21 protein-coding genes and 1 tRNA gene are annotated in these 21,494 nt (G+C 51.3%); 12 read left to right on the forward strand and 10 right to left on the reverse strand.

The window, feature by feature from the left end; all coding sequences use genetic code 11:
• The first annotated feature begins 16 nt into the window (after positions 1-16).
• From accA to E6C74_RS00360, 5 genes are all read left to right on the forward strand, one after another.
• On the forward strand, positions 17-976 hold the full coding sequence (gene accA / locus E6C74_RS00340) for an acetyl-CoA carboxylase carboxyl transferase subunit alpha (RefSeq protein WP_136482274.1): 960 nt from the start codon (positions 17-19) through the stop codon (positions 974-976).
• Positions 977-1,161: 185 nt separating this feature from the next.
• Positions 1,162-2,463, forward strand: coding sequence for a tRNA lysidine(34) synthetase TilS (tilS, locus tag E6C74_RS00345; RefSeq protein ID WP_136482277.1), 1,302 nt, complete (start codon positions 1,162-1,164; stop codon positions 2,461-2,463).
• 63 nt (positions 2,464-2,526) lie between these two features.
• Positions 2,527-2,838, forward strand: a complete 312-nt coding sequence (locus E6C74_RS00350; protein WP_136482279.1) for a cytochrome c — start codon at positions 2,527-2,529, stop codon at positions 2,836-2,838.
• A gap of 114 nt (positions 2,839-2,952) precedes the next feature.
• Positions 2,953-3,291: a nitrogen regulatory protein P-II gene (gene glnB, locus E6C74_RS00355; protein WP_168796919.1), complete on the forward strand. Its 339-nt coding sequence runs from the start codon at positions 2,953-2,955 to the stop codon at positions 3,289-3,291.
• A gap of 166 nt (positions 3,292-3,457) precedes the next feature.
• Positions 3,458-4,306 carry an endonuclease/exonuclease/phosphatase family protein gene (locus E6C74_RS00360; protein ID WP_136482281.1) on the forward strand — a complete coding sequence of 283 codons (849 nt, stop codon included), beginning with the start codon at positions 3,458-3,460 and terminating at the stop codon, positions 4,304-4,306.
• Positions 4,307-4,322: 16 nt separating this feature from the next.
• Here the strand turns inward: E6C74_RS00360 and E6C74_RS00365 are convergent, their stop codons facing one another.
• The 3 genes from E6C74_RS00365 to gloB form a co-directional block, all read right to left on the reverse strand.
• Complete coding sequence (locus E6C74_RS00365) at positions 4,323-5,009, reverse strand: YIP1 family protein (RefSeq protein ID WP_136482283.1); 687 nt, start codon at positions 5,007-5,009, stop codon at positions 4,323-4,325.
• Positions 5,006-6,565, reverse strand: a complete 1,560-nt coding sequence (locus E6C74_RS00370; protein WP_136482285.1) for a LysM peptidoglycan-binding domain-containing protein — start codon at positions 6,563-6,565, stop codon at positions 5,006-5,008. Before E6C74_RS00370 ends, E6C74_RS00365 begins: the two co-directional genes overlap by 4 nt.
• A 72-nt stretch (positions 6,566-6,637) precedes the next feature.
• On the reverse strand, positions 6,638-7,396 hold the full coding sequence (gene gloB / locus E6C74_RS00375; protein ID WP_136482287.1) for a hydroxyacylglutathione hydrolase: 759 nt from the start codon (positions 7,394-7,396) through the stop codon (positions 6,638-6,640).
• A gap of 37 nt (positions 7,397-7,433) precedes the next feature.
• Here gloB and E6C74_RS00380 point away from each other — a divergent pair, with 37 nt between their 5' ends.
• Positions 7,434-8,186, forward strand: coding sequence for a class I SAM-dependent methyltransferase (locus tag E6C74_RS00380; protein WP_136482289.1), 753 nt, complete (start codon positions 7,434-7,436; stop codon positions 8,184-8,186).
• A gap of 82 nt (positions 8,187-8,268) precedes the next feature.
• On the opposite strand, the gene rnhA is transcribed toward E6C74_RS00380, so the two are convergent.
• The gene (rnhA, locus tag E6C74_RS00385) at positions 8,269-8,733 is read right to left on the reverse strand and encodes a ribonuclease HI (protein ID WP_136482291.1); all 465 of its coding nucleotides are present in this window, start codon (positions 8,731-8,733) and stop codon (positions 8,269-8,271) included.
• A gap of 56 nt (positions 8,734-8,789) precedes the next feature.
• Between rnhA and dnaQ the strand changes: the two genes are divergently transcribed.
• Together dnaQ and E6C74_RS00395 are read left to right on the forward strand one after the other, a co-directional pair.
• Positions 8,790-9,530, forward strand: a complete 741-nt coding sequence (gene dnaQ, locus E6C74_RS00390) for a DNA polymerase III subunit epsilon (RefSeq protein ID WP_136482293.1) — start codon at positions 8,790-8,792, stop codon at positions 9,528-9,530.
• A gap of 9 nt (positions 9,531-9,539) precedes the next feature.
• Positions 9,540-10,790 carry a TIGR03503 family protein gene (locus tag E6C74_RS00395; RefSeq protein WP_136482295.1) on the forward strand — a complete coding sequence of 417 codons (1,251 nt, stop codon included), beginning with the start codon at positions 9,540-9,542 and terminating at the stop codon, positions 10,788-10,790.
• A 175-nt stretch (positions 10,791-10,965) separates the two neighbouring features.
• On the opposite strand, the gene fadE is transcribed toward E6C74_RS00395, so the two are convergent.
• A complete protein-coding gene (gene fadE / locus E6C74_RS00400; protein WP_136482297.1) occupies positions 10,966-13,410 on the reverse strand; it encodes an acyl-CoA dehydrogenase FadE in 2,445 nt (814 codons plus the stop codon).
• A 300-nt stretch (positions 13,411-13,710) separates the two neighbouring features.
• Between fadE and lpcA the strand changes: the two genes are divergently transcribed.
• Together lpcA and E6C74_RS00410 are read left to right on the forward strand one after the other, a co-directional pair.
• Positions 13,711-14,286 (forward strand): D-sedoheptulose 7-phosphate isomerase, encoded by a 576-nt coding sequence (gene lpcA, locus E6C74_RS00405; protein ID WP_136482299.1) that lies wholly within the window; start codon positions 13,711-13,713, stop codon positions 14,284-14,286.
• A 79-nt stretch (positions 14,287-14,365) separates the two neighbouring features.
• Positions 14,366-15,211, forward strand: coding sequence for a class II glutamine amidotransferase (locus E6C74_RS00410; RefSeq protein ID WP_136482301.1), 846 nt, complete (start codon positions 14,366-14,368; stop codon positions 15,209-15,211).
• A gap of 101 nt (positions 15,212-15,312) precedes the next feature.
• Here E6C74_RS00410 and purN read toward each other — a convergent pair whose 3' ends face one another.
• Together purN and purM are read right to left on the reverse strand one after the other, a co-directional pair.
• Positions 15,313-15,951: a phosphoribosylglycinamide formyltransferase gene (purN, locus tag E6C74_RS00415; RefSeq protein WP_136482303.1), complete on the reverse strand. Its 639-nt coding sequence runs from the start codon at positions 15,949-15,951 to the stop codon at positions 15,313-15,315.
• Between the two features lie 3 nt (positions 15,952-15,954).
• Positions 15,955-16,995 carry a phosphoribosylformylglycinamidine cyclo-ligase gene (gene purM / locus E6C74_RS00420; RefSeq protein ID WP_136482305.1) on the reverse strand — a complete coding sequence of 347 codons (1,041 nt, stop codon included), beginning with the start codon at positions 16,993-16,995 and terminating at the stop codon, positions 15,955-15,957.
• A 321-nt stretch (positions 16,996-17,316) separates the two neighbouring features.
• On the opposite strand from purM, the gene upp reads away from it, so the two are divergent.
• Entirely contained in the window at positions 17,317-17,943 is a 627-nt protein-coding gene (gene upp, locus E6C74_RS00425; RefSeq protein WP_136482307.1) for a uracil phosphoribosyltransferase, read from the forward strand.
• Positions 17,944-18,026: 83 nt separating this feature from the next.
• On the opposite strand, the gene rluF is transcribed toward upp, so the two are convergent.
• Together rluF and smrA are read right to left on the reverse strand one after the other, a co-directional pair.
• Complete coding sequence (gene rluF / locus E6C74_RS00430; RefSeq protein ID WP_136482309.1) at positions 18,027-19,085, reverse strand: 23S rRNA pseudouridine(2604) synthase RluF; 1,059 nt, start codon at positions 19,083-19,085, stop codon at positions 18,027-18,029.
• A 138-nt stretch (positions 19,086-19,223) separates the two neighbouring features.
• Entirely contained in the window at positions 19,224-19,802 is a 579-nt protein-coding gene (gene smrA, locus E6C74_RS00435; RefSeq protein WP_136482311.1) for a DNA endonuclease SmrA, read from the reverse strand.
• A 506-nt stretch (positions 19,803-20,308) separates the two neighbouring features.
• On the opposite strand from smrA, the gene E6C74_RS00440 reads away from it, so the two are divergent.
• Positions 20,309-20,385: transfer RNA gene (locus E6C74_RS00440), tRNA-Pro, on the forward strand.
• 100 nt (positions 20,386-20,485) lie between these two features.
• On the opposite strand, the gene E6C74_RS00445 is transcribed toward E6C74_RS00440, so the two are convergent.
• A complete protein-coding gene (locus E6C74_RS00445; protein ID WP_136482313.1) occupies positions 20,486-21,358 on the reverse strand; it encodes a TraB/GumN family protein in 873 nt (290 codons plus the stop codon).
• Between the last annotated feature and the right edge of the window lie 136 nt (positions 21,359-21,494).

Consider the following 21,494-nt stretch of genomic DNA (forward strand, 5'->3'; position numbering starts at 1 on the left):
AAAAAAGGATCGGTAGATGAGCCTAAATTTTCTAGAATTTGAAAAACCTATTGTAGAACTTGAAGCTAAGATTCAGGCGCTACGTGATGTTTCCCGTCACGGCGGCGATACTTCAGTCGATCTGGAAAAAGAGATTGAACAGCTAGAAAAGAAAAGCCTGGAGCTTAAAAAGAAAATCTTCAGTGACTTAGGTGCATGGCAAGTGGCGCAGATGGCGCGTCATCCGCAGCGTCCTTACACTCTGGATTACATCGAAAACGTATTCACAGAGTTCGACGAGCTGGCTGGTGACCGTGCCTTTGCTGATGATAAAGCGATTGTCGGTGGTATGGCTCGTCTGGACGGCCGTCCGGTGATGGTGATTGGTCACCAGAAAGGTCGTGAGACGCGTGAAAAAGTGAAACGTAACTTCGGTATGCCAAAACCGGAAGGTTACCGTAAAGCGCTGCGTCTGATGGAGATGGCTGAGCGTTTCAACATGCCAATCATCACCTTCATCGATACAGCAGGTGCATACCCTGGTGTGGGCGCAGAAGAGCGTGGCCAGTCTGAAGCGATTGCGAAAAACCTCAAAGTGATGGCAGGCCTGACGGTACCGGTTATCTGTAACGTTGTCGGTGAAGGTGGTTCAGGTGGTGCACTGGCAATCGGTGTCGGTGACTACGTTAACATGCTGCAATATTCAACGTACTCGGTGATTTCACCAGAAGGTTGTGCCTCGATTCTGTGGCGTGATTCAGACAAAGCCCCTCAGGCTGCAGAAGCGATGGGCCTGGTTGCTCCTCGTCTGAAAGAGCTTGAGCTGATTGATGAAATCATTGATGAGCCACTGGGTGGCGCGCATCGTGACCACGTCAAGACCGCTGCTAACATGAAAGCGACGCTGCTGCGTCAGCTGGAAGATTTGGAAAAGCTGGATCAAGAGTCTCTGCTTGAGCGCCGCTACCAGCGTCTGATGAGCTACGGTTATTGCTGATTAGCTACGATTACGCCTGATGAGCATCCTGCTCGGGGCAATAATGACAAAAGGTCGGACTCAGTCCGGCCTTTTTGCTTTTAAGTCAATCAAATAACCTGGTGGCTTATGCTGCCTGAGCGTGGCTTTGTGTATATACTGGAGCAGATACACACGCTTTGCTTTCCCTGTTCGATTAAAGAGTCATGATGGATTTATACGCTCATTTCAGTCATTCCCTGAGTCAGCATCCGGCCCGGCACTATGTGCTCGCGTTGAGTGGTGGCGTTGACTCGCGGGTCATGCTGGAACTGCTGGCACGTTACCGCTCGCAGCACGGCATCCTCATCTCAGCGGTGCATGTGCATCATGGCCTCAGTGCTAATGCCGATCAGTGGGCTGAGCAGTGCCAGGCTTGGTGTGATGTGTTAGCGGTTCCCTTACGCGTTGAGCGGGTCAACCTCGATACAACCCAGGGGGACAGTATTGAACAGCTGGCGCGCGAGGCGCGCTATACGGTGCTGGCCGGGTATATTGACCAGCACAGTTGTCTGCTGCTGGGCCAGCACAGTGATGATCAACTGGAAACCTTCTTACTGGCACTTAAGCGCGGTAGCGGTCCGAAAGGCCTGGCTTCAATGCCGCGCAGCGCTGTTTTTGGCCAAGGCCGGTTGCTGAGACCTCTGCTCACTGTCGCCAGGAGCGATATAGAAGCGTTTGCTGCGCAGCAGCAGTTAGCCTGGGTCGAAGATGAGAGTAATCTCGATACCCGCTATGAGCGTAATTTTCTCCGTCATGAGGTGACGCCGCTGCTCACTCAGCGCTGGCCCTCGATTCGCCAGGCGGTGCAGCGCAGTGCTGAGCTGTGTGCCGAGCAGGAAAGCGTACTGGCCGAATTACTCGCCGATGCTCTGCTGCAAGCGGTGCAGGCCGACGGAAGCCTGGCTATTGAAAGCCTGACCAGACACAGTGCTGCGGTGCGGCGGCAATTGCTGCGCGCCTGGCTGGACCGACATGGGTTGAATATGCCAAGCCGCATCCAGACAGATATCATCTGGGATGAAGTGGCGCAGGCCGAGCAGGATGCGAATCCTAAGCTAAAATTAGGGCTGCATCATATTCGGCGTTTTAATCGCCGTTTATATTGTGTTGGCCTGCAGGCCGATGTCTCTGCCTGGAGTCGGCAGATTAAGCCCGACCAGGTACTTGATTTACCGGATGATATAGGGCAACTTGTGCTACGTGTTGCACCTGGGGGTAACTTGCGTATTCCCGCCGAGTCGGAGCATTTACGGGTTATTTTTGAGCCACAGGGATTATCAGCCTGTCCGGTAGGAAGAGCCGGGTCACGCAAACTGAAAAAGCTGTTTCAGGAGTATCAGATTCCGAGTTGGCAGCGACGGAGGATACCAATACTTATCTATCAGCAACAGGTTGTTGCTGTGGCCGGTCTGTTTGTGGAGCGTGATTTCAGTGGTACCGATGCTGAACTGCTCTGGCAACAGTAATCCCTTTATGTCACAACATCGTATCGAGCAATACAAATAACAATATGGAAAGAAGGGCAAGCAATGAAGAAAATTACTATGGGAATGATGTTAGGTTTGAGCCTGCTGGCGGGCAATGCATTGGCTGCCGGTGATGCAGCGGCAGGAAAAGCCAAAGCGTCAGTGTGCGCAGCGTGTCACGGCGCAGATGGTATTGCGGTAATTCCGGGCTATCCGAACCTGAAAGGACAGAGCGAGCAATACATCATCAATGCACTGAATGCATACAAAAACAAAGAGCGTACTGGCGGCAATGCTATGATTATGCAGCCTCAGGCATCGATGCTGAGCGATGCGGATATTGCCAACCTGGCGGCTTATTACGCCAGCCTGTAATGGTATCTATCCCTCAGTTTGAGACACAGCCCGAGCTTCGCTCGGGCTTTTTATTGATTGTTTACAACGGCTAGCAGATAATATTGCTATCAAAGAGAAGTTTAAGGGATGAACATGAAAAAAATCGAAGCCATTATCAAGCCATTTAAACTCGATGATGTTCGTGAAGCTCTGGCTGAAGTCGGTATTACCGGTATGACGGTCTCTGAAGTGAAAGGGTTTGGCCGTCAGAAAGGCCATACCGAGCTGTACCGCGGCGCTGAGTACATGGTCGATTTCCTGCCGAAAGTGAAACTGGAAATTGTCGTGACAGAAGATGTAGCAGACCGTTGTGTTGAAACCATCATCGAAACCGCTCAAACCGGCAAAATTGGTGATGGTAAGATCTTCATTACTGAAGTGGAGCGCGTTGTGCGTATCCGTACTGGCGAAGAAGACGAAGACGCGGTTTAACCCCTGCGGGTAAATGTCATGCTTACTTGAATCGTTGAATAAGGAGCTCCGGCTCCTTATTTTTTTGCCCGTGAAATGTGCGTAAAGTGCACTGAGAGCCGTGCAGGCTTGTCGCGTGATTTGCGCAGTGCTATGGTGCTGCTAATCTCTGACAGGATCAATTGTGATGAAAAAACGCCTTGTAGTTTGGGGGCTGCTGCTGGCTGTTTTGCTGGTGCCAGGCAGCTTTGCAGTCCTGTTTTCAGTGCCAGATGAGCCACAGCTAACCCAAGCTGATCCCCTTACCGAAGCGTTGCCACAGCAATGCTCTCAGTACCCGGCCCACGATTATCTCGACCATAATGGTACGCTGAAACTGGTGGTATGGAACATTTACAAGCAGAACCGGCCAGAATGGCAACCGGTGTTGCAGGAGTTGAGTGCGGATGCGAATTTACTCCTGTTGCAGGAGGCGAGTATGAGCGGTGAATTGCATGCCTGGTTGCAGCAAAAGCGCTGGCAGGCCAATCAGGTCAATGCGTTTGAGGTACTTGGCGAGCCAGCGGGCGTGCTGAATGCTGCACGTGTAGCGCCGCAACAGGTGTGCGCCTTTACCGCGCTGGAACCCTGGTTAAGGCTGCCTAAATCAGCCTTATACGCCCTGTATCCACTCAGCTCAGGCCAGAGCCTGGCCCTGGTCAATTTGCATGCGATTAACTTTACCTTAGGTACCGCAGAGTATCAGGCTCAGATTGAGCAACTGCTCGGTCAGCTTCAGCAGCATCAGGGGCCGGTTATCGTCGCCGGTGATTTTAACAGCTGGAGTGAGGAGCGGACGGCATGGCTCAGTCAGGCAATGACGGCAAACGGGTTACAGGAAGTGCACTTTAATCCCGATCAACGGGTCCGTTTTATTAACGGTTTGCCACTCGATCACGTGTTTTTTAAACAGCTCAGTCTGAAAACGGCAGAGGCGCCCGTTTCGGACGCCTCTGATCATAACCCTTTGCTGGTGACATTTACCTTGAGCGAGTAAAGGGCGGCAATAAGGATTAACTTAAGCCGATAAATAGGGCCCAGATCAGGTAAAACGCCAGCCATGGCAGAGTTGCAATCACCAGCACCTGACCGCGTTCAAGCTGAGTCCAGGTGCCGACCGCGGTATAGCCCAGCACGATATACCAGGGCAGCAGCAGTGGGAAAGCGCCGGCAAACTGAGCCCAGTCGCTGGTCAGTGGCAGTTTAATCAGGCCATTGAGGCTATTGAGATCGGCGGCGTAGTTCATCACTTGACCGTGCTTAAGTAACAGACTGACGTAACTGGCTAAATCACCAATGACGGCCGGAAACAGCACCACGCTGCTGGCGGCAAACCATTTCCAGTAGCCCATCTGTGGCGCGACGGGTTTTGTTGCCAGACGAAACCACAATGCCAGGGTCAGAATGGTCAGAGTCCGCCCCACCAGATCGCTGATGATTTCACTGGCCATCAGGGGATCAGGCTGCAGCAATTCCAGCTGCGTCGGACTGGCGCTGGTCAGCTGTGCTTGCAGAGCCTGTCTCAGCCACTCAAAGTTAACGTTATCGAAGTACGCCCCCCAGAACAGAAACGGCGTAATCATTAACACCAGATAGGTTTGCCAGCCCCACAGACTGCGCTGGTAGAGGGCGGCAAAACAGTCGCTCGGTGAACGGAAAATATCCACCAGCATGATCAAAGGATTACCTGAAGGTGTCATACCGTAACCTTAGTAACATCGACATACAATTTCAGTTTCTGGCCCGGACGCAGGTATTTCTGATTTGACAGTTCATTCCACTGCACAATATCGCGTGTTTTGACACTGAAGCGCGAAGCGATGCCACTCAGAGTGTCACCACTGCGCACCTGATAAAATACGGTGCGGATGATGGCGCCGTCGCTGCTGTCTTTCCAGATCACCAGTTTTTGTCCCACCCGTAAGGTATCGCGCGGGCCCATGCCATTCCATTTGGCTAGTGCCTGATGCGACACATTGTTTGCTCGTGCGATGGTCCACAGGCTCTCGCCGGAATGCACGGTATGGGTCAGCTTGTACTGGCCGCGGGCCAAAGACTGAGTCTTGGCCAGACGGTTGCTGGCACTCAACGCATACGCTTTTTCATCTTTGACTGACGTCGGCACCATCAGGTGTTGGCCGACGCGAATCGAGGTGCCGGACAGGCTATTGGCGGTTTGCAGAACTTTGGTGGTGGTGTTATAGCGATTGGCTATCACGCTCAGGGTATCACCGCTTTTCACCTGATAACGAATCAGTTTCATCCCTTTGCCTTTATTGGCCGCCACTTGCTGCTCAAAGCGCGTGACTTTATCGACCGGGATCAGCAGTTGATGCGGCCCGTTGGGCGCCGTGGCCCACTGGTTAAACGCCGGGTTATAGCTTTGCAGTTCTTTGACGCTGATACCGGCATACTGGGCCGCAATCGCGAGGTCGAGCTGCTCTTTCGGATCAACCAGCTTCAGTACCGGTTGGTTAGCAATCGGCGGCAGCTCGATACCGTATTTTTCCTGGTTGGCGATGATATCAGCCAGAGCCAGTAATTTAGGCACATAACTGCTGGTTTCTTTCGGCAGATCAAGCGAGAAGAAATCGGTCGGCTTGCCATGACGGACGTTTTTACGCATCGCCTGAGACACCCGGCCGCCGCCACTGTTATACGCAGCGATCGCGTTATACCAGTTGCCATCAAAGCGCTTACCCAGCACGGTCAGGTAATCCAGTGCCGCGTCGGTGGCAGCATCTACGTCCCGGCGTCCGTCGTACCAGAAATTTTGTTTCAGGCCGTACATCTTGCCGGTCGCGGGGATAAACTGCCACAGCCCGGCCGCACTGCCGTGGGAGTAAGCAAATGCATCGAATGAGCTTTCCACCACGGGCAGCAGAGCCAGTTCGAGTGGCAGATGACGCTGTTCGATTTTCTCGGTAATTAAATGCAGGAAAGGTTTGGCCCGCTCGGCGACAATCGCTAAATGGCCCGGATGTTTGAGATACCAGGTGCGGTAGTAGTTGACGGTTTCATCATCCGGAATCGGCAGCGACAGCTGCATAGCGATGCGCTGCCACACGTCATCCTGCTCCTGAGGGGGAACCACCTTAGGGGCTTTTAGCGTCGTTTTGGATGGGGCTGGCGGCACGGTCATCTGGGCAGATGCTGTGCTCTTTTCCCTGTTTTCTGATGTATCTTGACTCAAAGGCTGGGTAGTTTGGCATCCGGCAAGTAGCAGTGCAATTACCCAGCTGAATTGTACTCGCATGTAAGACAGCCTTTTTTATCGTTGGCTGCTGATAATACTTTCCGTATTAATCCCGTGACAAGCAAGAATACGTCAAAATTCGTTCTTCCATTCACGTAATGCGCTAAATACCGACAACGCATCCGTTTGCTCGGTACGATTGGTCACTGACTTCATGACGCTTGAAGCCTGTGTGCGCAAGAAAGGATTGACCCATTTCTCCCGTTGCAGGGTGGTCGGCAGGGTCGATTTGCCTTGGCCGCGCAGACGGATGACTTCATCACGATAAATTTGTAACTGTTCGTTATCGGGCTCGACGGCCATGGCAAAAGCGATGTTACTGGCGGTGTATTCGTGTGCGCAGTACACCTCGGTTTCATCCGGCAGGCTGGTGAGTTTGTTCAGTGAAGTGAACATCTGTTCCATCGTGCCTTCAAACACCCGTCCGCAGCCGGCAGAAAACAGCACGTCGCCACAAAACAGCTTGCCGTCGCCCACATAACCGATATGGCCCAGCGTATGGCCCGGTAAATCAAGCACCATAAAACGTTCATCAAACAGTTCAATTTGATCGCCGCCGTCGACCGGGTGGGTCAGGGTCGGAATCGGCTCTTTGGATGGGCCGACGACATCAACGTGTGGAAACTGACGCACCAGTTCAGGCACTCCGCCAATGTGGTCATGGTGGTGGTGGGTGATAAGGATGGCATCCAGAACCAGTTCATGCTGAGCCAGGTAGGCAAGCACCGGGGCGGCATCGCCCGGATCGACCACCGCACAACGCTGATCGCTATTTTTAATCAGCCAGATGTAATTATCATTAAATGCGGGTATGCTTTTGATATGTAACATGAGTTATCTCCAGTCACCTTGGTGAAGCGAGTTAGCAATGAAACCAGCACGCAGTGAAAAAAAACTTGAGACACCGCATTCGTGGTCTCAAATGAAAAATGGCCAGTGGGTCTGTGAGTCGATTCAAACCCGGCTTGATGAGTGGTGCCCGAAACTGTTTGGCTATCATATGTTGAAACTGGGTGGCTTGAGCTGCGAACTTGCCAGTTGTAACTGTAATATTCAACACCAAGTTCATCTCGATATCCAGAATCCATTGCATAATGTGATCGCCGACAGTGGTGAATTACCATTTTTGGAACGCAGTATTGATGCCGTGATTGTGACCCATCAACTGGACTACTGTAACGACCCGCACCGGATGTTACGTGAGGTAGACCGGGTTTTGATTGATGATGGCTACATCATTCTGACCGGCTTTAACCCGCTCAGCCTGACCGGGCTGGCCAGTTTTTTGCCTTGGCGTAAGCGCAGCCTGCCGTGGAGTGGACGTATGTTTACTCCAAACCGGATTAAAGATTGGCTTGGGGTGCTTAATTATCAGGTGGTTGAGTGCGATCAGTATGCGTTGTTTCCGATGCTGAAATATCGTCCGCTATGGACCTGGCTGGAAAACGGCCTTGGTGACTACGGGCGTGCCTTTGGCAGTCTGTATTTCATCGTGGCGCGCAAGCGTACCTATCCGCTTAAGCCGATTAAGCCCCACTGGCGCTTCAAACGTCGTTTGTCACCAGTCGGAGTCAATTACCGGGTTAAGTCTCAGTCCCAACAGATGTCTGAGCAGAAGTAATTCCTGAGTCGTTTCTACCTCAAACATCGAATTCGACAACGCTTAGCCCGGTAATATGAGGTGCATCAACCGATCTGCAACATCAGCTTGGTTGATAACCGGTATCTTCTTCGGTTGGATTTTCAGCCGCAGTGCGTGCCAGTTCGTCGCACATTTCGTTTTCGCGGTGACCGGCATGGCCTTTTACCCAGTGCCATTCCACTTTATGGCGGGCGGTTTCTTTGTCCAGTGCCTGCCATAAATCGGCATTTTTAACCGGTTTTTTATCGGCCGTTTTCCAGCCGCGCTTTTTCCAGTTATGAATCCACTGGGTGATGCCCTGACGCACATACTGGCTGTCGGTGGTCAGTTGCACCTCGCAGGGCTCTTTCAGGGTTTGCAGCGCGACCACGGCCGCCAGCATTTCCATCCGGTTATTGGTGGTGAGGCGATAACCTTTGGCAAGGGTTTTTTCCACTTGTTTATAGCGCATAACGACCCCGTAGCCACCCGGGCCCGGATTGCCTAAACAAGAACCGTCAGTGAAAATTTCCACCTGTTTCTTCATGATTTGATACTATTGGGTTTGGCACACAATTGGCATAGTCTGACATATAAATCCTCATGAATACTAGCAACAATTCTGATTACGGTCGCATTGTGGTTCTCGATACCGAAACCACAGGTATGAACCTTGAAGGCGGTCCTCATTACGAAGGGCACAGGATCATCGAAATCGGTGCGGTGGAGATCATCAACCGCAAGCTGACCGGTCGTCATTTCCATGTTTACCTCAAACCGGATCGCGAGATTCAGGCTGAAGCGGTGGAAGTGCATGGTATTACCGATGAATTTCTGGTGGATAAGCCGGAATATAAAGATGTGCATGATGAGTTTCTCGACTTTATCAAAGGCGCTCAGTTGGTCGCACACAACGCGCCCTTCGATGTCGGCTTTATGGATTATGAGTTCAGCAAACTCAATGCTTCGATTGGTAAAACCGAGCAGTACTGCCAGATAACCGATACGCTGGCCATGGCGAAGAAAATCTTCCCGGGCAAACGTAACAACCTGGATATTCTGTGTGAGCGCTACGGTATTGATAACTCACACCGTACTCTGCACGGGGCATTGCTCGATGCCGAGATTTTGGCTGATGTTTATCTGCTGATGACCGGTGGCCAGACGTCGCTGCAATTCTCTGCCGGGTCACAGGAAAACGGCGCTGGTGGCGATAACATCAAACGGGTCAGTGAAAGTCGAAAAGCGCTAAAGGTTTTGCGTGCGACGGCCGATGAAATACAGGCACACCAGGAACGTCTGGATCTTGTTGAAAAAAATGGGGCGTGCCTCTGGCGCCAGTAGGGAGAATCTATGTTTAGAATAGGGTTGGTATTATTCGGATTACTGTTTGGTGTCAGTGCATTTGCCAGCGATGAGTCAACCCTGTCTTTGCTGGATAACCGGTTTCGGGTCGATCCGACTATTTCTCAGATCACCTTTGTGATCTACCGTGAAAACAATTCTCAGCCAGTGGTACTGGTGCGTCCGGATGGTAAAAAGTATTACGCCTGGCGTAAGCCGGACAACGTACGCTGGTACGAAGAACCTTCCATGGACATCATCTCCATTGATCATCCGATGCCGGGCCCCTGGCAGGCGGTGGGGAAGGTATCGCCGAGGAATAATATCAAGCTTATTTCCCACCTTCAGCTCAGCTCGGATGTGTTTCCGAACCGGGTTTATCAGGGGGAGGAGATCAAGTTTACTGCCCGCCTGACTTCTGATGGTAAGCCTCTGCTGTTGAGGGACTTTTTGGACCGCGTGAATCTGAAAGTGACCTTTACCAAGTACATCGAAAATGAAGAGTCGTTGCTCAAAGAAGCCCGCCCGCTACCGACCGTAATTGGCGAATTTGCTGATGACGGACAGGGGCTGGATGAGAAGCCTGGCGATGGCGTATTTACGGTCTCGCTGCCGATTTCACCCGACCCGGGTAAGTATCGGGTACGAATCACTTCCGGCAACGGCGTTTTCCTGCGAGCTCAGGAACAGGCAGTGCTGGTGTATCCGTCACCGGTGACCACCACTTTTATCCAGTCTCGAGAGGATGGCCAACCGCACCAACTGGTGGTCAGCGGCGAGCAGGGTATGATTGAGCCGGGATCGCTGGCTGCGCATGTGGAGCATTTCAATGCTGACCAAGAGCAGTTTCTCACCGAAGGAGTGGCTGCGAAAGATGCACTGAAGGTGACGCTGATGATTCCGAACCGTGAAAAGGTCGGTAACTATTCCTGGCAAGCCAAGTTGTATGCGACGGATTTGGCCAGTCAGCGTGAGCTCTACTTCCCGATTGGCCTGCATACCTACAGCGTTGTTAAAGGGATTGATTTAGCGGCGACCCGCCGCTTACAGGAAGAGGAAGCGGCCGCGAAGCGTAAAATAGAGCAGGAACGTCTTGTGATTCAGATGCGTGAAGAGGCGCGCCAGCGCAGCATCATCTACATTGTGGTGGGTAACCTGGTGGTTTTGCTGCTGATTGTGGTCGGTTGGTTTGTGATGCGCAAATTGCGCGTTGGCAGGGAACCAAAACCGGAGATGCAGCTCAATGTGCCGAAAAAATAGCCCAGGCCACAGCTAAGTGATTCACTTAGCTGTGATAGCGTAAACGACCAGTAAATTAAGCGAAGCGGCTTATCAGCCGGCGAAAAGCACGATAAGAAAAAACAGGAGGCTTTGGCCTCCTGTTGGGATGGATACTTTGCTGTTAGCTGCCGACGGTTTCAGGCTGAGCTACGTCTCAGGCGGCATCACCCAGCTGCGGCGAGGTTTTCTCTGCGGCCAGCTCCTGCGGTGCGAAATCATCCACATTGATGGTGGCCAGACGGTGCGCTTCAGCTTCGCTGAGGTGTTTTGCCTGTTCCGGCGTCAGGATATTATGCTGCAGTCCCAGTTTGGCCACTTCATCCAGGCCGGTGAATGGACGACGCTGGTTGAGCGCCTGGCACACTTTATCAAACAGTGGCTCAGCGTCGAGTATCACCCGTAAAGCCAGCTCAATTTTTCCGGCCGGGTTATGCTCGCTCGGCTCCAGGTACTGATTGCGGCCCAGGCGGTCACGGGTGGCACTCGGTGTTTGCACAATTTGCGCCACCTGACTGTCGAGCTTGTCACTGGGCACTTGACGCACCCGGCCAAATGGCAGGATCAGCATTCGCAGTACTCTGCCCAGCAGGCGGTTCGGGAAGTTGGCCAGGAACTCATCGATAGCCACTTCAGCCTGCTGCATACTGTCTTGCAGTCCCCAGTGCACCAGAGGTAGGTCTTCCAGTGGCCGGCCGTCATTGTCAAACCGTTTCAGGGTTGCAGAGCTGAGGTAAAGCTGACTGAGAATATCCCCCAGTCGGGCTGACAGGCGCTCTTTACGTTTCAGTGAGCCTCCGAGCACTGCCATGGAAATATCAGCCAGCAGCGCCAGGTTGGCACTGTAGCGGTTGAGTTGTTGATAGTAACGTTGGGTCGCATCCCGGACCGGAGCCTGTGAGCCGCGTCCATCGCTCAGACCAAACCAGATACTGCGTACCAGGTTGCTGAGGGTAAAGCTGACATGCCCGGCCAGAGCCTTATCAAATTGGGCTAAAGCGTCCGGCTGATCGGAATACGCCGCTGCCATTTCCTGTAGAACATACGGATGACAGCGGATCGCACCCTGACCAAAAATAATCATCGAGCGGGTCAGAATATTGGCCCCTTCGACAGTAATGGCAATCGGGGCGCCCTGATATCCGCGTGCTAGGAAGTTAGAGGGGCCAAGACAGATCCCTTTACCGCCTACGATGTCCATCGCATCGATAATGGCACGCTGACCACGATGGGTGCAGTGATATTTAACGATGGCCGAGATCACCGAAGGTTTTTCCCCGCTATCGATGGCAGCAACGGTCATGTTGCTGGCGGCATCCATCACATAAGCATTACCTGCCAAACGGGCCAGCGGCTCTTCGATACCTTCCATCTGTCCGATAGGCTGTTTGAATTGACGGCGGATACGGGCGTAGGCACCGGTCGCCAGTGCTGCGGTTTTGGTGCCTCCGGTTGAGTTGGATGGCAGGGTAATGCCGCGTCCGACCGACAGACATTCCACCAGCATACGCCAGCCCTGTCCGGCCATTTGCGGCCCCCCGATGATGAAATCGAGCGGCACAAACAGATCACTGGCACGGGTCGGTCCGTTCTGGAACGGAACGTTGAGCGGGAAATGACGGTTGCCAATTTCCACGCCGGGCAGGTCGGTTGGGATCAGGGCACAGGTGATGCCCACTTCTTCTTTGTCGCCTAACAGGCCGTCCGGATCGCGCAGTTTAAACGCCAGGCCAAGGACGGTTGCGACCGGAGCAAGAGTGATATAGCGCTTGTTCCAGGTTAGGCGCATACCCAAAACCTGTTTGCCTTGCCATTCACCGTGACAGACGATACCGAAATCCGGAATTGAACCGGCATCGGAACCGGCCTCTGGGCTGGTCAGAGCAAAGCAGGGGATTTCGCGTCCTTCAGCCAGGCGTGGCAGGTAGTATTCTTTTTGCTCTGTGGTGCCGTAATGTTGCAACAGCTCACCGGGTCCCAGGGAGTTAGGGACGCCAACGGTTGAGGAAAGAACCCCCGACACACCGGTCAGTTTTTGCAGCACCAAGCTTTGTGCGTAAGCGGAAAACTCCAGACCGCCATACTGCTTCTTGATGATCATGGCGAAGAATTTATGTTCTTTAAGGTACTGCCACACCTGCGGCGGCAGGTCGGCCAGTTCATGGGTGACCTGGTAGTCACTGACCATGGCGCAGACTTCATTGACCGGCCCATCGAGAAATGCCTGCTCTTCGGCCGACAGTTCAGGCGCCTTGATACGATGCATCTGCTGCCAGTCGGGTTTACCTTTAAATAACTCGGCTTCCCACCATACCGTACCAGCGTCCAAGGCTTCTTTTTCCGTTTGCGACATGGCCGGCAGAACTTTTTTAAAGCCGGCCAACGCTTTGCGCGATACGACAGACTGGCGGACGGCAGGGATTGCCAGTAGGAGAACCGCAGCCAGATACAGTGCCCAACTGATGAGACCCAGAGGACCAAACAGCGTGAGGACGAGTAGGGTAACGGTTAGGGCGGCTAAGGCAGTAATGAGTGAGCTACGATGATAGAGGCAGCCGCCGAGAACAACCATCAACCCACAGACAGAGAGCAAGATTTCCATATTTTTATCCTTATTCAGACCGGAGTGTTTGATGAGGTTTTATTCTGGTCTTACCAGTTAAGTGTAAGCGAAATATTAATGAAATGTAAAACCCTGCAATACTTAAAAGTGATCTGAATGGAGTAATGCTTCTAAATTTTGGATCAAGCCCGGGTAACTGGAGGCGATTTACGCTGAATGTGGCAAATCTTGCAGGCTAACTCTCGACAGAGGAAATCGTTTGGGTAAACTCATCGGTAACGAAACTCTCCGGTTTGTAGAGAGTTTGTCTGCCAGCAGCGTAATAAAGAGAATATACCTATGTACCAGGATCTGATTAGAAGTGAATTAACTGAAGCGGCCGATGTTCTGAACAAGTTTCTGAGCGACGAGCACAATCTGGCTCAGATTGAAGCCGCAGCGAAACTGATCGCTGACTCCTTTAAACAGGGGGGTAAAGTACTGTCATGTGGTAACGGTGGCTCACACTGCGATGCCATGCACTTTGCTGAAGAGTTGACCGGTCGTTACCGTGAGAATCGCCCGGGTTACCCTGGTATTGCCATTTCAGATCCAAGCCACCTGTCTTGTGTGAGCAATGATTTTGGCTACGATTTCGTGTTCTCGCGCTATGTTGAAGCGGTCGGTACTAAAGGGGATGTGTTGTTTGGTCTGTCGACGTCCGGTAATTCTGGCAACATCCTCAAAGCGATGGAAGCGGCACAAGCGAAAGGCATGAAAACCATCGCTCTGACCGGTAAAGACGGCGGTAAAATGGCCGGTGTGGCCGACGTGGAAATCCGCGTTCCTCACTTTGGCTATGCAGACCGTATCCAGGAAGTACATATTAAGATTATCCACATTGTCATTCAGTTGATTGAAAAAGAGATGGCGTAATCAAGAACCCCGGGCTGCGGCCCGGGACTCTGGGATAGCTGAAAGGTGAAGTGTGGTTTAAAGAGGAGTGGTTTAAACCATGTGTGAATTGCTCGGCATGAGCGCTAATGTGCCAACCGATATCTGTTTTAGTTTTACCGGCCTGATGCAGCGTGGCGGACGTACCGGCCCGCATCGTGACGGGTGGGGAATCACCTTTTATGAAGGTAAAGGCTTTCGGACCTTTAAAGATCCCAGCCCAAGCTGTCAGTCAAAAATTGCGGAACTGGTTCAGAATTACCCGATCAAAAGCTGCGCGGTGATCAGCCATATTCGTCAGGCAAATCGCGGTGCTGTGAACCTGGAGAACACCCATCCGTTTACTCGTGAATTATGGGGGCGCTACTGGACGTTTGCTCATAATGGTCAGCTGACGGATTATCAGCATCTGATTTCCGGTCGCCATCGCCCGGTCGGTGAGACAGATAGTGAAGTTGCCTTTTGCTGGCTGCTGGATGAGCTGGAGCATCGTTATCCGCAGATCCCTGAGGATATGACCGAAGTATTTGCCTACATTGCTACGCTGTGTGACCAGTTACGTGCCAAAGGCGTGTTTAACATGCTGTTGTCCGATGGCGACTACGTGATGAGCTATTGCACCAACCACTTATACTGGATTACCCGTCGCGCGCCATTTGGACATGCTGCGTTGATCGATGAAGATGTTGAAGTCAATTTCCAGGAAGAGACCACACCGAATGACGTGGTATCGGTGATCGCGACTCAGCCATTGACCATGAATGAAATCTGGCAACGCATGAAGCCCGGAGAGTATAATCTGTTCCATTGTGGCGAGCTGATTGCAACCAATGTTGAGCAACTGGCGGATGTTGAGTTTGTGCCGGGTAAACCGGGAGACCAGTCGCCGAAAGCGCCATTGGAGTAGTCCCGGCATCTGCCAGTCGTTGGGGCGGGTTGGGACAAATAAAAAGGGTTGATATGCTATCAACCCTTTTTTGTTGTCAACTTTGTCCCGGACGCAGACGGTTACTGGTCAGGATGGCCGTGGATGCCGAGCGGATTACCATCAAGATAGGCTTTACCGTCTTTCATCTCCAGGCGTCCTTCAACAAACCACTGGGTCACCAGTGGGTAGATGCGGTATTCCTGCTCCTGAACGCGTTTGGTCAGGCTATCCACCGTATCTTCATCGTAGATGGGTACACTGGCTTGCAGAATCACCGGGCCACCATCAAGTTGCTCGGTAACGAAATGAACACTGGTACCGTGCTCTTCATCACCGGCATGGATAGCGCGTTGATAGGTGTTCAACCCCGGGTATTTCGGCAACAGTGACGGGTGAATATTGATCATGCGCCCCATGTAATGGCGCACGAATTCACTGCTCAGAATTCGCATGTAACCGGCCAGAACTATCAGGTCCGGCTGATATTCATCGATCTGTTGCATCAGGGCGTGATCGAATGCATCACGCGTTTCAAACGCTTTTGGATCGACAAACACTGCAGCCGCACCTGCTTTTTTAGCCCGTTCTAAGCCATAAGCAGTTGCTTTGTTTGAAAAAACAGCCGTTACTTTGCCATCGCCAATACTTGTTTCACAAGCATCGATGATCGCTTGTAAATTGGTACCATTTCCTGAAACTAAAACAACAATACTTTTCATTGATTATTTGATCTCTACTTGCTCTTCATTTTCCTGAGCAGCGGCGATTTCACCAATAACCCATGCGGTTTCACCTTCTTGCTGCAGCAGTTCTACCGCAGCCTGAGCCTGATCTTTTGGCAGTGCAATCACAAGACCGACACCACAGTTAAATGTACGGTACATTTCGTGAGTGTTTACATTGCCCTGCTGTTGCAGCCATGTGAAGATTGCAGGCCATTCCCAGCTCTTGCCGTCGATAACCGCTTTAGTGCCTTCTGGCAGTACGCGAGGAATGTTTTCCCAGAAACCACCACCAGTGATGTGAGAAATCGCATGAATGTCATGCTCAGCAATCAGTTTCAAACCTGATTTGATGTAAATTCGGGTTGGCTCCAGAAGGTGTTCGCCGATTGCTTTACCTTCCAGTAGCTCGTTTTTGTCAGCGCCGGATACTTCCAGGATCTTACGAACCAGAGAGTAGCCGTTTGAGTGAGGGCCGCTGGAGCCCACAGCAATCAGTGCGTCGCCGGCGGCAACTTTGCTGCCGTCAATGATATCTTCTTTTTCGACCACACCGACACAAAAACCTGCCACGTCATAGTCTTCACCTTCGTACATGCCTGGCATTTCAGCAGTTTCACCACCGATCAGGGCACAGCCAGCTTGCAGACAACCGTCAGCAATGCCGGATACTACGTCGGCTGCGGTATCCACGTCTAGTTTACCAGTTGCATAGTAGTCAAGGAAAAACAGTGGTTCAGCGCCTTGTACAATCAGGTCGTTCACACACATCGCAACCAGGTCGATACCAATGGTGTCATGCTTTTTCATATCCAAAGCAAGACGTAGTTTGGTACCCACACCATCCGTGCCTGACACCAGGACCGGTTGTTTGTATTTGGTTGGGAGTTCACACAATGCACCAAAGCCACCAATGCCACCCATTACCTCTGGGCGACGAGTACGCTTTACTGCACCTTTAATTCGTTCAACAAGCGCGTTGCCTGCATCGATATCTACGCCAGCATCTTTGTAGCTAAGAGAAGTGTTGTTGCCGCTCACGGGGAAAGTCCTCGATCTAGTTGGATATGAAAACGGCGTTATTCTACAGGGCTTAAAACAAAAAGGAAAACGTTTGCGTCAGTTTTTTTCTGCCATTTTTGTAACCTGAAATTTTTCCGCCAAATTTGATTTTTCCGCCTCGAACCGGATCCTGGATGAGGCAGGCTTGTGGGGCAAAGGTTATGTGGCACAAGGGCTAAAGGGCGGAATAAGCGCGCTGAATCGGGCCATGACAGCGCTAAAAATCCCGGACAAACGTCAACATAAGGAGAATTTCAGTGTATAATCGGAAAGTTTGATTAAATTATGCCGGAGATGGAAATGAAAGTTGTTGAAGTGAAACACCCTCTAGTGAAACATAAAATTGGCCTGATGCGAGAAGGTGATATCAGCACTAAACGTTTTCGTGAGTTAGCAACCGAAGTTGGCAGCCTGCTGACTTATGAGGCCACCGCTGACTTTGAAACTGAAACAGTCACCATTGAAGGCTGGAACGGCCCGGTTGAAGTAGAGCAAATTAAAGGTAAAAAAGTAACGGTAGTGCCGATTCTGCGTGCTGGTCTGGGCATGATGGATGGCGTTCTGGAGCACATGCCGAGCGCACGCATCAGCGTAGTCGGTATTTACCGTGATGAAGAGACACTTGAGCCGGTACCTTATTTCAATAAGCTGGCCTCGAACATGGAAGAGCGTATTGCTCTGGTGGTCGATCCTATGCTGGCGACCGGTGGTTCTATGATTGCAACCATCGATCTTCTGAAAGAGAAAGGCTGTAACCAGATTAAAGTTCTGGTGCTGGTGGCTGCGCCTGAAGGTGTTGAAGCTCTGGAAAAAGCGCACCCGGATGTTGAGTTGTACACAGCGGCTATCGATAAGAAACTTAATGATAAAGGTTATATCGTTCCAGGCCTGGGTGATGCCGGTGATAAGATCTTCGGTACTAAGTAAGCTTTAACGCGCTTGTTATCAATTGAAAAGGGAGCCAGTGGCTCCCTTTTTATTGGCAAATCATCGTGTTCGGCGTGATGGTACTATTTTTTCAGGCTCAGTGTGCCACCTTTGCGTGGCGTGACATTAGGCTTATGAGAGGTGTTGGAAACGTAACTTTTTGGTTTACGTGCAGCAGGCGCTTTGTCGCTGTAAGTCTTAGCGTTGTCGCGTTCTGCCTTGCCGTTCGACCGCTCTGACTGGCGCTGCTGGCCTTTTTTCGAGTTCGGTGCATGACGGTATTCATCGGCATTATGGCCGCGGAACGTTTTTGGGTTACGGCGTGCTTTCGAATGCTGGTTTTCTTCGCGGCTGTCATACAGCTTGGCATCCGTCGCTTTACGAATACGCTGACCATTATGGCCGACTTGTGAGGCTTCTTCCGTACTGCTCGAACCTTCACACATAGCCAGAATCTCGGCAATCTCCGCATCGGTTAGGTAACGCCATTTACCGTTCGGAATACCATCCAGAGAAATATTCATGATGCGTACCCGGCGCAGTTTGAACACTTCATAACCCAGAGCTTCACACATACGACGAATTTGGCGGTTAAGTCCTTGAGTCAACACGATACGAAACGAAAATTTGGTTTCCTGAGTGACTTTACATGGCAGAGTCACGGTATCGAGGATCTTGACCCCTGATGCCATCTGCTTGATGAACTCAGGTGTGATTGGTTTATCGACCCGCACCACGTACTCTTTTTCATGACTGTTACCGGCGCGTAGAATTTTATTGACGATATCACCGTCGTTGGTGAGAAAAATCAGACCATCAGAGGGTTTATCGAGGCGGCCAATCGGAAAAATACGTTTCTTGTGACCGATAAAATCCACGATGTTACCTGGGATATCACGCTCAGTGGTACAAGTGATACCGGTCGGTTTGTTAAGGGCAATATAAATCGGTTTTTCTTTGCTGCGCAAAGGCTTACCGTCAATGCATACGTCATCGTTTTCGGTGACTTTGGTACCCATTTCCGGCAACTGGCCATTTATGGTTACGCGGCCCTGTTCAATCAGTTTGTCTGCTTCACGGCGTGAGCAAAAGCCGGTTTCACTGATAAATTTGTTGAGGCGTTTTTCGATAGGTTGCGACATGAGTTCTCCTGACGTTTCACAACGGAATGGGCTCGCACAGCGTTAGCCACAGCAAGCGGGGCAGAGGAAAGGTTCTCTGCGTTAAAGCGCGCGTTTCAGCGACGCTCAGTTGGCGCGCATTGTAGCAAGTCAGCGTGATTAGCCAAGTCGTTTCTGATGGCGTTCGCGATTCTCACTTTTTTTATCGGCGCTCTTTTTCAGCAGGACGTAGACCGCGCCACTGCCGCCATGGAAACGCTGCGCTGAGTGAGCGCATTGCACGTCCTGAATCTGATTGAGCCAATTAGCAACATAACTTTTCATCATGGCTGGCGGATTAGACTTTTCACCGCGGCCATGTACGATCAGTACCGTACGGATATCCATGCGCATGCACTGCCTGAGGAAGTTGACCACTTCATCGCGTGCTTGTTTGAGCGTTTTGCGATGCAGATCGAGGCGAGCCTGAACCGGATATTTGCCCAGACGTAATTTGCGGAAAACGCCTTCCTGGACGCCGTCACGTTTGAATTCAATGATATCGTCTGGTTTAAGCATCGGCGCGAAGTCGACCGACAGATACTCAGGGTCGTCTTCGGACAGGCTCATGGCCGCTTCACGCTTGGCCAGCTGACCTTCGGTGATGGTGTGGTGCTTTTTCAGTTCAGCGGTGTCTTGTGTGATGGGTTTGACGTCTCCCATCATCTGCTGAAACAGTTCGAAATCATCCTGAGACATAATCGCATCTCGAAATCATTATTGAATATCAGGATTATACCAACGGAATGGTGTGGGTGATCAACGACTAATAATAAAAAACCGGAGCAGACAAGTTACCTACTCCGGTGCATAGCGAAATTCTATTTTGCAATAGCAGCTAAGCGATCTAGTGAGGAGATTTGTCGTTCATGACTTTGACAAATGAAGGAATCGCTGGGTAACAGCACCAGACCCAGAGCTTCAAGACAATTTTCCTAATTGCATTACCCAATAGGAGCTTGAGCTGTCAGTCTGTATTCCCTCCAAAGCGTTCGAAGACAGGACTAAGGTAAAATCTGTTGGGGGAGACGACACTGATCTGGATCAATGATGTTGCAGAGGTTGCGACAATGTTTATATTGCTGTGTTTTTAGTCACATTTTTTTGTGTTTGATTGAGTTTTAAGCGAACAAAGCAAAAATGCAAAAAAAGTCTGCTCAAGGGCTTGCACCAAAAACCAGAATCCGTACTATACACAACGTTCCCGGTGAATAGCGCAGTTTGGTAGCGCATCTGGTTTGGGACCAGAGGGTCGGGGGTTCGAATCCCTCTTCACCGACCACATTTAAAGCCTCGTCAGAAATGACGGGGCTTTTTCGTTTCTAGTGTGTTTGAATTTTAGACCCTAGACCCTAGACCCTAGACCCTAGACCTTCACTCACTTAATAAAACTGACAATCTGCCGCTTGGGAATGATTGCGTTTGTGTACGGTAAAGCCGCGTTGTTGCAGCATACTCAGCAGGCTGTGTTGGCCGACCAGGTGCAGGGTTCCTACTACCATCAGATATTGACCCTGACTTTGGGGCAGCAACTGACCGCTGGCCAGCTTGTCAGCCCAGTCGCGATTGCGATTTTGCACCATGGCTTGTTCCAGTTCAGGGGACATCTCGGTTAGCTGTGCCATTGAATTTAGATTGTCGGCGTCGCCGGCAATCCAGCTGTCGATCATGCATTCAGTCATGGCCTGATTTTTTTCCCAGTCGTCAAGCAGGGCCGTCAGCATCTCCTGACCCGCATCGGGTTGCTTGGTGAGCAGATCAACCTGAAACTGGACCGATTCCAGGGCCACGATGGGTTTATTGGTTTTGATGGCTTTGTCCATCAGTACGGCATCGACGCCTTGCGTCGGATGAAAGCCGAGTTGTTGCAGTTGCAGTAACTGGATTGATAAAGCGGCTTTCCATGGTGCAAGCTGGCGAAATACTTTACCGTCTTGACCCAGATCTTTAACCACCTTATCCAGCATAAAAACCTGCTCATCCGATAAAACTTGCTCAGCACTCGGTTGCCCGCTCGGGTAGCGGATATGTTGATTGTCGCGAATATCGGCTTCAACGATTAAGCCGTCTGCGTCCTGCAGAGCCTGGTATACAGGCTGCGGCAAGGGATACATTTTCGGCTCGCCAACGTGAATCGAGCCGAAAATAGTCAGTTGAAGATCGCCTTTACTGGCTTGCCAGTAGAGAGGCTCGGCTTGAAGAGAGAAAGCGGCCAACAGGCAGCATGTGGCGATAATGCGGGAGATCCCTGTCATAACGTATTCCTTGCGTATTTGAATATAATTACCTTACCGGAACCCGCAGGTAAAGGTCGACTTGTTATGACTGTTATTAAGCGGGACACCGCCTTTATTTTACGCGGAACACACATCCTTGTCTTAACGAGGAGAC

This window comes from Vibrio sp. H11, assembly GCF_004804295.1.
GTDB lineage: Bacteria > Pseudomonadota > Gammaproteobacteria > Enterobacterales > Vibrionaceae > Vibrio > Vibrio ostreae.